Genomic DNA, 9938 nt, shown 5'->3' on the forward strand with positions numbered 1-9938 from the left:
ACAGGGCGGCGCTGCAACGGACCCGCACCGGACCGGCGCCGGGCGGCTCAGCCGGCCGCCCAGACCCCCAGCTCGGTGCCGCTCGGGTCGGTGAAGTGGAAGCGGCGGCCGCCGGGGAAGTCGTACGGCCCCTGGGTGACGGTGCCGCCGGCGGAGCGGACCGCCTCGACCGAGGCCTCGAGGTCGTCGGAGTAGAGCAGCACCAGCGGGCCGCCCGGCGCGGCGGGGCGGTGCGGGGTGAGCCCGCCGATCTCGCCCCGGCCCGACGGCGCGCGGATGCCGGCGTAGTCGGGGCCGTAGTCGTTGAACTCCCAGCCGAACGCGGCCGCGTAGAACACCTTCGCCTCGGCGAGGTCGCCCACGCCGATCTCGACATAGTCGATTCCGTGGTGAGCATGCGGCTGACCGCCGTCGGCCGCGACCGCGTCGGTCCACACCTCGACGAGGTCGGCGATCCGACCGTCGTCGTCGAGGGTCGCGAAGGAGGCGGCGTAGTAGGTCGCGCGACCGGAGGTCACCCGCGCCCGGAGCACTCCGGTCGAGCCGGACGCGACGAGGTCCTCCCGGGCGAAGGTCCAGGGGCCGGGATAGTCGCGGTTGAAGGCGACGAAGCCGTCCCGGTCGAAGGTCTCGCCGGTGTGCACCAGCCGGGCGGAGAAGCCCGGCGCGAGCAGGGCGGAGAGTGCGTCCCAGTCGCGGGTCGCGATGGCATCGGCGAAGCGGGTCAGGGTCTCGGCGGCGTCCACGGAGGCAGGCATGTCCACCACCATGGACCACGGCACCGACAGCCGACCGGACAGCGATAGCCTCGGGCCACGATGGCCACCGTTGCGAAGCCCGAGACCCTCCTGATCACGCTGACCGGCAAGGACCGGCCGGGTGTCACCTCGACCGTCTTCGCGACCCTGGCCCGCGCCGGGGTCGAGGTCCTCGACGTCGAGCAGATCGTGCTCCGGCGCCGGCTGGTCCTCGGCGTACTCGTCACCGCTCCCCGGGACTGGAAGCGCCTGCGCGACGAGGTCGAGCAGGCGGCCGCCGACCTCGGCATGACCGTCGACGTCGACCGGGGCACGGGCGACAACCGGCCCCGCCCGCAGGGCCGGTCGCACGTCACGGTCATCGGGACCCCGCTGAAGGCCTCCGCGATGTCGGCCATCGCCGGCCGGATCGCGGACTCGGGCGCCAACATCGACCGGATCGAGCGGATGGCCCGCTACCCCGTGACCGCGATCGACCTGCACGTCTCCGGCGCCGACCCCGAGACCCTGCGGGCCGTGCTCTCGGTCGAGGCGGCGCGCCAGGGCATCGACGTCGCGGTCCAGCCCGCCAACCTGCTCCGCCGCGGGATGCGCCTGATCGTGATGGACGTCGACTCGACCCTGATCCAGGGCGAGGTGATCGAGATGATCGCCGCCCACGCCGGCTGCGAGGCCCAGGTCGCCGAGATCACCGAGCGCGCCATGGCCGGCGAGCTCGACTTCGAGCAGTCGCTGCGCGAGCGCGTCAAGCTGCTGGCCGGCGTACCCGCGTCCGCCCTTGACGAGGTGTACGACGCCATCTTGCTCGCCCCCGGCGCGCGCACGATGGTCCGCACCCTGCGCCGGCTGGGCTACCGGTTCGCGATCGTGTCCGGCGGGTTCACCCAGATCACCGACCGCCTCGCCGCCGACCTCGGGATCCACTTCGCGCGCGCCAACGAGCTCGAGATCGTCGACGGCCGGCTGACCGGCGGCATCGTCGGCGACGTCGTGGACCGCTCCGGCAAGGCCCGGGCGCTGCGGGAGTTCGCCGCCGAGGTCGGGGTCAGCGAGGCCGCCACGATCGCCATCGGCGACGGCGCCAACGATCTCGACATGCTCAACGCCGCCGGCCTCGGCATCGCCTACAACGCCAAGCCCATGGTGCGCGACGCCGCCGACACCGCCGTGAACGTGCCCTACCTCGACGCGATCCTGTACCTGCTCGGCATCTCCCGCGAGGAGATCGAGGCCGCCGACGCCGAGGCCGGCTACGTCACGCCGGCTCCCCCGGTCTGACCGGAGTCATCGCCGCCGCCGGTGACGTTTGGTCACCAACGGCACCCCTGGGGCCGCCTGAGCTGCCGTTGGTGACCAAACGGCACCACTTGCGGCGTCCAGGTAGCGGCGTGTCATCACCCGCTGCGCCAGCCGACCCACGGGTCCGGCGACCCGGGTGAACCACCGGCCCGGCCGCGAGAACGCCCGGATCACCAGCCAGGTGCCATCGGCGCGCCGCTCGACCGCGAACAGCTCCTCGCCGCACTCCGGGTGCCCCGGAAGGGTGCCGTACGCGAACCCGGACCGGTCCGGTTCGTCGAGGACGCCGACCACCTCGACGGGGATCGGCAGGGCCGCCCGGCCCAGGCCGAGACGCAGGGTCACGCGGTCGCCCGGGCTCGCGGGACGCAGCCCGTCCGGCACCCGGAGGCCGGCTCCGCGCTGCAGTCCCCACTCGAGCACGAACGACGCTGCGGCGTCGTACTGCTCCGGCCCGCCGAGATGCCGCTCGACGGCGAGGTGGTGGTAGCCAGCGGGACGCTCGTCCGCGAGGGTGGCACCCACCTCCGGGTAGCTGAGCTCAGCCACGACCGACGTGGAAGGCGACGACCCGCGCACCCGCCTCGTCGAGATCCGACCAGTCCCCCTCCACGGCGAAGACCGTCGTCGCGCCGGTCGGGTAGCCCGCCACCATCTCGGCGCTGGCGTCTTGGTCGCCGTCCCCGTCGTCGAGCAGCTGCGCGAGGTACGCCATCGTCGGGTTGTGCCCCACGACCACCAGCGTCCGGACCGCGTCGTCCACCTCGCGGATGACGTCGAGGGCGCTCTCGGGACCGGCGGCGTACAGCGACTCGTCGTACGACGCGAGCTCGACGTCCCAGCCCGCCCCCTCCGCGAGGGACTCCCAGGTCTGGTGGGTGCGTACGGCGGCCGACACGAGCGCCAGGTCGGGCGCGACGCCCTGCCCGGCGAGCCAGGCGCCGGCCGCATGGGCGTCGCGCTCGCCCCGCTCGGCCAGCCGCCGCTCGAAGTCGGTGGCGCCGTCCTGCTCGGCCTTCGCGTGCCGCATCACGACGAGGGTCCGCGTCTGCTCACTCACAAGGGACACTCTGGCACCGCAGAGGACCGCCGGGCCAACCTTCCGACGGGGTGTCGTTCGCTCCCTACGCGCCCATCGCGTGGAAGCCGCCGTCCACGTGGACGATCTCGCCGGACGTGGCCGGGAAGAAGTCCGAGAGCAGCGCGCAGACGGCCTTCGCGGTCGGCGTGTGGTCGGCGTTGTCCCAGCCGAGCGGCGCGCGCGTCGCCCACATCGCCTCGAGGTCGGAGAAGCCGGGGATCGCCTTGGCGGCGAGGGTCTTCAGCGGTCCGGCGGAGACCAGGTTGCAGCGGATCCCCTCGGGACCCAGGTCACGCGCCAGGTAGCGCGAGGTCGACTCCAGGCCGGCCTTCGCCACGCCCATCCAGTCGTACGCCGGCCACGCGACCGTCGCGTCGAAGGTGAGCCCGACGATCGAGCCGCCGGAGCCCATCAGCGGCTTGCAGGCCATCGCCAGCGACTTCAGCGAGTACGCCGAGACCTGGACGGCCTGCGCCACGTCCTCCCAGGGACCCTCGAGGAACTTGCCGCCGAGCAACGTCTCCGGGTTGCCGTACGCGATCGAGTGCACGACGCCGTCGAGACCCGCGTCGGGGCCGAGGTGCTCGCGGACCTGGTCCGCGAGACCGGCGAGGTGCTCGGGGTCGGTCACGTCGAGCTCGAGCACCGGCGGCTCCACGGGCAGCCGCTTGGCGATGCGCCGGGTGATGCCGAGCGCCCGCCCGAAGTTGGAGATGAGCACCGTGGCGCCCTGCTCCTGGGCCACCTTGGCGGTGGCGAAGCCGATCGAGCTGTCCATCGTCACGCCGGCGACGAGGATCCGCTTGCCTTCGAGGATTCCGCTCATGTCAGTGCCCCATCCCTAGTCCACCGTCGACCGGGATGACCGCCCCGGTGACGTAGCTCGCGCCGTCGCCGGTCAGCCACAGCACGGTCGACGCGATCTCCTCCGGAGCGGCGTACCGCCCCAGCGGGACCTGCGTCTTGATCGCCGCCTTCTGCTCGTCGGTGAGCACGCCGGTCATGTCGGTCTCGACGAACCCGGGCGCCACGACGTTGGCCGTGATCGAGCGGGAGCCGAGCTCCCGCGCGATCGAGCGTGCCATGCCGACGAGTCCGGCCTTCGATGCCGCGTAGTTGACCTGCCCGGCCGAGCCGAGCAGCCCCACGACGGACGAGATGAAGACGATGCGGCCGCGGCGCAGCCGCAGCATCCCCTTCGCGGCGCGCTTGGCGAGCCGGTAGGAGCCGGTCAGGTTGGTGTCGATCACCGACGACCAGTCCTCCTCCGACATCCGCAGGAGCAGGGTGTCGTGGGTGACGCCCGCGTTGGCGACCAGGACCTCGACCGGGCCGTGCTCGGCCTCGATGGTCGCGAAGGCGGCCTCGACCGCCTCGGGGTCGGTGATGTCGCACCGGACGTCGAGCGCACCCTCGGGTGCACCGCCGTTGCGGGTCGTCACCGCGACCTTGTCGCCGTTGGCGACGAACGCCTCGGCGATCGCGCGGCCGATGCCGCGGTTGCCGCCGGTGACCAGGACGGACCGGGCCGTGGACTCCACTGTGTCGCTCACGCCAGGGACGCTATCGACTACCAATCAGTACGCCGAACCGGGGCGGCAGATCCTCAGGCCGCAGATCAGTCGTCCTCGAGGCGGAAGCCGACCTTCATGCTGACCTGGAAGTGCTCGACGGCGCCGTCCTTGATCTGGCCGCGGACCTGGAGCACCTCGAACCAGTCCAGGTGGCGCAGGGTCCGACCGGCCCGGGCCACGCCGTTGCGGATCGCCTCGTCGATGCCGTCGGGCGAGGTGCCGACGATCTCGGAGACGCGGTAGGTGCGGTTCGTCATGGGTCCTCCGGTGGGTCGTGGGAGGCCGATCGTAGGCCACCGGGGACGGCCGTTCGGACGCCAGGCCGGGCGACGTACGCTGGGCGTATGCCGAGGGACCGTCGTCACCATCCCGAGGCGGTCCGGATCACCACCGCCCCGAGTGATCGCAACGCGGACATCGCCGCGCGCCAGAAGCGCTACATCCTTTCGATGAGCCTCCGTTCGCTGTGCTTCGTGGGCGCGATCGTCGCCGCGCTCGCCGGCATCGGCTGGCTGTGGCCGATCCTGATCGTGGGGGCGCTGGTCCTGCCGTACGTCGCGGTGGTGATGGCCAACGCCGTCACGACCCGTTCGGACGCCTTCGACCTGGCCGACACGGCGTACCGCCCGGAGCTCGGGTCCTCGACTCGGCCGCCCGACGACGGTAGGAACCAGGTGTGATTTCCCTGTGCCTCGTGGGAGGCTCTTCCGTGCGTGGTGCCGGCGAGCTCCCCCCGTGGCTTTCCGGCACCACGTCCACGTCCACGTCTCACCCGATCGGAGCCCCAGCGTGACGTCGGACGTCCCCGGACCTGCCCTCTGCTCCGCCAAGGGCTGCCAGGCGCCCGCGACGTGGGACCTGCTCTGGAACAACCCGCGCCTGCACACGCCGGAGCGCCGGAAGATCTGGCTGGCCTGTGACGAGCACCGGGCGAGCCTGACCGACTTCCTCGGGTCGCGCTCGTTCCTGAAGGACGTCCAGCCGCACGATCCGGACCGGGACGACCCCGGCCCTCGCTAGGTCGTCCTACCCACCGATCGCCGACATCGGCCGGTCGGGCTGCAGGAATGTCGGGTCGTCGATGCCGTGCCCGGCGCGCTTGCCCCGCATCGCGACGACCCACCGGTCCGCGATCTCCTCGTCGCTCGCGCCGGCCCGCAGCGCGGTGCGCAGGTCGGACTCCTCCCGGGCGAACAGGCAGTTGCGCACCTGGCCGTCCGCGGTGAGCCGCACCCGGTCGCAGTCGCCGCAGAACGGGCGGGTCACCGAGGCGATCACCCCGACGGTCGCGGGTCCGCCGTCGACCAGGAACAGCTCGGCCGGCGCGCTCCCCCGCGGCTCGACCGCGGGACTCAGGTCGTAGACCGCCTGCAGCGCGGCGAGGATCTCGTCGGCGGTGACCATCTGCTCGCGGGTCCAGCCGTGCTGGGCGTCCAGGGGCATCTGCTCGATGAACCGCAGGGAGTAGCCCCGCTCGATCGCCCAGCCCAGCAGCTCGGGCGCCTGGTCGTCGTTGACACCGCGCAGCAGCACGGCGTTGATCTTCACCGGGCCGAGGCCGGCGTCGTACGCCGCCTCGAGGCCGGCGACGACGTCGGCCAGCCGGTCGCGCCGGGTGATCTCGTGGAAGGTCTCGCGCCGGACGGTGTCGAGGCTGACGTTGACCCGGTCCAGGCCCGCCTCCCGCAGCGCCGGGGCGGTGCGGGCCAGGCCGAGCGCGTTGGTGGTCAGCGACAGCTCCACGTCGGCCGACAGCTCGCGCGTACGCCGGACGATGTCGACCAGCCCCCGGCGGACCAGCGGTTCACCGCCGGTGAACCGGACCTCCTCGATGCCGAGGCGCTCGACACCGATCCGTACCAGCCGGACGACCTCGTCGTCGGTCAGCAGCCGCTCGTTGGTGAGCCAGTCGAGGCCCTCCTCGGGCATGCAGTAGGAACAGCGCAGGTTGCACTTGTCCGTCAAGGAGACCCTGAGGTCGCGCGCGACGCGACCGTAGCGGTCCGAGAGCTCGCGGGTGGTCGATGTCGGCACCCCTGCAGTCTAGGCGCCTGGCGGTCGCGGATAGCCTCTGTGAGTGCGGTCGTTCGGGTTCCTGTTGAGCCGTCGCTGGGTGCTGTTCGCGGCGGCGATCGCGATCGTGGCGTACGCCACGTGGTGGCTCGGCGAGTGGCAGTTCCACCGTCTCGAGGACCGCAAGGCCGACAACGCCGTGGTCCGCGCCAACGAGGTCCGGGACTCCGCGCCGGTCGGCGACGTGCTGGCCCCCGGCCGGGAGGTCCGCGACGAGGACAGCTGGCGGGTCGTGACGGCCACCGGCACCTACGACCCCGCCCGGACCGTCATCGTCCGCTACAGCGCCAGCCCGAGCACCAAGGACAGCGGGGTCGACGTCGTCGTCCCCCTGGTGACCGCCGACGGCACGGCCCTGCTGGTCAACCGCGGCTGGATGCCCAAGATCAACCAGGGCGGCGACATCGGGGAGGTCCCCGCACCGCCGACCGGCGAGGTCACGGTCAGCGGCTACGTCCGGGCCGACGGATCCGGCGACAGCACCCGGGTCGTCGACGGCTCGACCCGCGCCATCGACAGCAGCGCCATCGGCGCGGCGCTCGACCTCCCGGTGTACGGCGGCTGGGTCGAGCTCCGCTCGGAGGACCCGCCCGCCGCCGAGCCGCTCGAAGCCGTCGAGCTGCCCGACCTCGACAACGGCCCGCACTTCTTCTATGGCCTGCAGTGGTGGTTCTTCGGCGTCCTGGCCCTGATCGGCTTCGGCTGGTTCGCGTACGACGAGTGGCGCGGCGGTCCGGCCTCCCGCAAGGACCGGCGGCCCGGCGCGACCGGACGCGACGCGCGCCGGGCACGGCGGGAGCGGTACAAGCAGGCCGTCGCCGCCGAGGAGGCTCGTCGACGGGCCGGTGCCCAGCGCGCCCGCAGCGCTCCGCCCTCGACGGACAGCGCCGTTCCGGACACCACCGAGAGCACCAACGCCGCGACCGGGTCGGACGCCTCCGGCTCGTCCTGACGACGGTCCGTCAGCTGGTCTCCCAGATGGCCTCGACCGGCCCCGGGGAGGTGCCGTCGTCCTCGACGAACTGGGTGCGGTAGAGGTCGGCGTACAGCCCGCCCTGGGCGAGCAGCTCGAGGTGGGTGCCGGACTGGACGATCCGGCCACCGTCCATGACCAGGATCAGGTCCGCGTTGCGGACCGTCGAGAGCCGGTGGGCGATCACCAGCGACGTCCGCCCGGCCAGGGCCGCGTCGAGTGCGCGCTGGACGGCCGCCTCGGACTCGCTGTCGAGGTGGGCGGTCGCCTCGTCGAGGATGACGATCGAGGGTGACTTCAGCAGCAGCCGGCCGATCGCGAGCCGCTGGCGCTCACCGCCGGAGAGCCGGTAGCCGCGGTCGCCGACGACCGTGTCGAGGCCGTCGGGCAGCGCCCGGACGAGCCCGGCGATCTGCGCCGCCTCCAGCGCCGCCCAGATGTCCTCGTCGCTCACGTCCGGCCGGGCGTAGAGCAGGTTGGCGCGCACGGTGTCGTGGAACATGTGGGCGTCCTGGGTGACGTAGCCGACGGCGTCCTCCAGCGACTGCAGCGTCACGTCGCGCACGTCGTGGCCGTCGACCCGGACGACGCCGCTGTCGGCGTCGTAGAGCCGGGCGACCAGGTGGGTCACGGTCGTCTTGCCGGCGCCCGAGGGGCCCACCAGCGCGACCATCTGGCCCGAGTCGGCGACGAAGGTGAGGTCGTGGAGCACCTCGGCGTGATCGCGCGACTCGACCCGGGCGATCGCCTCCAGGGACGCCAGCGAGACGTCGTCGGCGCGCGGGTACGTGAAGTGGACGTGGTCGAACTCCAGCCGGGAGGCACTGGCGGGCAGGCGGGTCGCGCCGTGCTTCTCCTGGATGGTCGAGGGCAGGTCGAGCACCTCGAAGACCCGCTCGAAGCTGACCAACGCGGTCATCACGTCGACGCGGACGTTGGAGAGTCCCTGGAGCGGGCCGAGCAGCCGCAGCAGCAGGGTGGCCAGCGCGACCAGCGTGCCGACGGTGAGGGTCCCGCTGATCGCGAGATGCCCGCCCACGCCGTACACCAACGCGACGGCGAGGGCCGGGACGGCGACCATCGCGGCTGCGAAGATCCGGGTGATCAGCGCGATGCGGACACCGAGGTCGCGGACCCGGGCCGCCTTGGCGGCGAAGAGGTCGTCCTCCTCGCCGCGCCGGCCGAAGAGCTTCAGCAGCATCGCGCCGCCGACGTTGAAGCGCTCGGTCATCGCGTTGCCCATGTCGGCGTTGCCGTCCATCTGATCCCGGGTCAGGCCCGCGAGGCGGGCACCGACGAAGCGCGCCACCAGCACCAGGAGCGGGAACATGGCCAGGCACAGCAGGGTCACCTGCCAGCTCAGCGCGAGCATGGTGATGCCGACGACGACCACGGCGATGGTGTTGGAGACCGTGCTCGACAACGTGCTGGTGAAGGCGCGCTGGGCACCGATCACGTCGTTGTTGAGCCGGGAGACGAGGGCGCCGGTCTGGGTCCGGGTGAAGAACGCGATCGACTGGCGCTGGACGTGCGCGAAGACGCGCGTGCGGAGGTCGAAGATCAGGCCCTCGCCGATCCGGGACGACAGCCAGCCGCTGAACACGCCGAGCACGGCGCTGAGGATGGCGAAGCCCGCCATGGCGACGGCGAGCACGGTCACCAGACCGGTGTCGCCCCCGGCGATGCCGTCGTCGAGCAGCCGCTGCACGAGCAGCGGCGTGACCACGACGGTCGAGGCGTCGATGACGGTCAGCACGAGGAAGGCGGCGATCAGGGACCGGTGCGGACGCGCGAACCCGAGGATCCGGCGCACCGTCTTGGCCTCGATCCGGTTGTCGACCACGCTGCGGTCCGACCGCAGATTGCGCCACGCCGTGCCGGCGCCGTACATCCCTGACATCAGGCCTCCTAGCTGTAATGCCCAGCCAGGTTGTCCAACCTGGTGATGGGTGAGCGCTTGCCGATGGCCGAGTGGGGCCGGTGGTGGTTGTACTCGTGGACCCATGCTGGCAGAGCGGCTATTCGTGCGGATTCGGAGTTAGAACTTCTTGAAGGCCCAGCCCTCGACCAGGGTCCGGTGGAAGCGTTCGATCTTGCCGTTGGTCTGCGGCCGGTAGGGCCGGGTGCGCTTGGGGGTGATGCCGAGCTCGGCGCAGGTGTCGCGCCACAGGTAGGAGCGG

At 72.2% G+C, this 9938-nt stretch carries 12 protein-coding genes and 1 pseudogene; 4 read left to right on the forward strand and 9 right to left on the reverse strand.

Annotated features, from left to right (window positions below; translation table 11 throughout):
• Positions 1-47 precede the first annotated feature (47 nt).
• Entirely contained in the window at positions 48-758 is a 711-nt protein-coding gene (locus tag VMF51_RS17445; protein ID WP_325475727.1) for a VOC family protein, read from the reverse strand.
• A gap of 60 nt (positions 759-818) precedes the next feature.
• Here VMF51_RS17445 and serB point away from each other — a divergent pair, with 60 nt between their 5' ends.
• Complete coding sequence (serB, locus tag VMF51_RS17450; RefSeq protein WP_325475728.1) at positions 819-2036, forward strand: phosphoserine phosphatase SerB; 1218 nt, start codon at positions 819-821, stop codon at positions 2034-2036.
• Between the two features lie 6 nt (positions 2037-2042).
• Here the strand turns inward: serB and VMF51_RS17455 are convergent, their stop codons facing one another.
• From VMF51_RS17455 to VMF51_RS17475, 5 genes are all read right to left on the reverse strand, one after another.
• A complete protein-coding gene (locus VMF51_RS17455) occupies positions 2043-2606 on the reverse strand; it encodes a DUF1990 domain-containing protein (protein ID WP_325475729.1) in 564 nt (187 codons plus the stop codon).
• Entirely contained in the window at positions 2599-3117 is a 519-nt protein-coding gene (locus tag VMF51_RS17460; RefSeq protein WP_325475730.1) for a histidine phosphatase family protein, read from the reverse strand. The genes VMF51_RS17455 and VMF51_RS17460 overlap by 8 nt, the downstream gene beginning before the upstream one ends.
• A 64-nt stretch (positions 3118-3181) precedes the next feature.
• Positions 3182-3964 carry an enoyl-ACP reductase FabI gene (gene fabI, locus VMF51_RS17465; protein ID WP_325475731.1) on the reverse strand — a complete coding sequence of 261 codons (783 nt, stop codon included), beginning with the start codon at positions 3962-3964 and terminating at the stop codon, positions 3182-3184.
• A 1-nt stretch (position 3965) separates the two neighbouring features.
• On the reverse strand, positions 3966-4691 hold the full coding sequence (fabG, locus tag VMF51_RS17470) for a 3-oxoacyl-ACP reductase FabG (RefSeq protein WP_325475732.1): 726 nt from the start codon (positions 4689-4691) through the stop codon (positions 3966-3968).
• Between the two features lie 65 nt (positions 4692-4756).
• Positions 4757-4969: a dodecin gene (locus VMF51_RS17475; protein WP_325475733.1), complete on the reverse strand. Its 213-nt coding sequence runs from the start codon at positions 4967-4969 to the stop codon at positions 4757-4759.
• Between the two features lie 87 nt (positions 4970-5056).
• On the opposite strand from VMF51_RS17475, the gene VMF51_RS17480 reads away from it, so the two are divergent.
• Positions 5057-5392, forward strand: a complete 336-nt coding sequence (locus VMF51_RS17480) for a DUF3099 domain-containing protein (protein WP_325475734.1) — start codon at positions 5057-5059, stop codon at positions 5390-5392.
• 109 nt (positions 5393-5501) lie between these two features.
• Positions 5502-5732: an acetone carboxylase gene (locus VMF51_RS17485; protein ID WP_325475735.1), complete on the forward strand. Its 231-nt coding sequence runs from the start codon at positions 5502-5504 to the stop codon at positions 5730-5732.
• Between the two features lie 6 nt (positions 5733-5738).
• On the opposite strand, the gene moaA is transcribed toward VMF51_RS17485, so the two are convergent.
• Entirely contained in the window at positions 5739-6746 is a 1008-nt protein-coding gene (moaA, locus tag VMF51_RS17490; RefSeq protein ID WP_325475736.1) for a GTP 3',8-cyclase MoaA, read from the reverse strand.
• Between the two features lie 43 nt (positions 6747-6789).
• Between moaA and VMF51_RS17495 the strand changes: the two genes are divergently transcribed.
• The gene (locus VMF51_RS17495) at positions 6790-7737 is read left to right on the forward strand and encodes an SURF1 family protein (RefSeq protein ID WP_325475737.1); all 948 of its coding nucleotides are present in this window, start codon (positions 6790-6792) and stop codon (positions 7735-7737) included.
• Positions 7738-7747: 10 nt separating this feature from the next.
• Here the strand turns inward: VMF51_RS17495 and VMF51_RS17500 are convergent, their stop codons facing one another.
• Both VMF51_RS17500 and VMF51_RS17505 read right to left on the reverse strand, forming a co-directional pair.
• Positions 7748-9658, reverse strand: a complete 1911-nt coding sequence (locus VMF51_RS17500) for an ABC transporter ATP-binding protein (RefSeq protein ID WP_325475738.1) — start codon at positions 9656-9658, stop codon at positions 7748-7750.
• Between the two features lie 8 nt (positions 9659-9666).
• Positions 9667-9938: pseudogene (locus tag VMF51_RS17505) on the reverse strand (integrase core domain-containing protein); the annotation flags it as partial.

Source organism: Nocardioides sp. (genome assembly GCF_035503875.1).
GTDB lineage: Bacteria > Actinomycetota > Actinomycetes > Propionibacteriales > Nocardioidaceae > Nocardioides.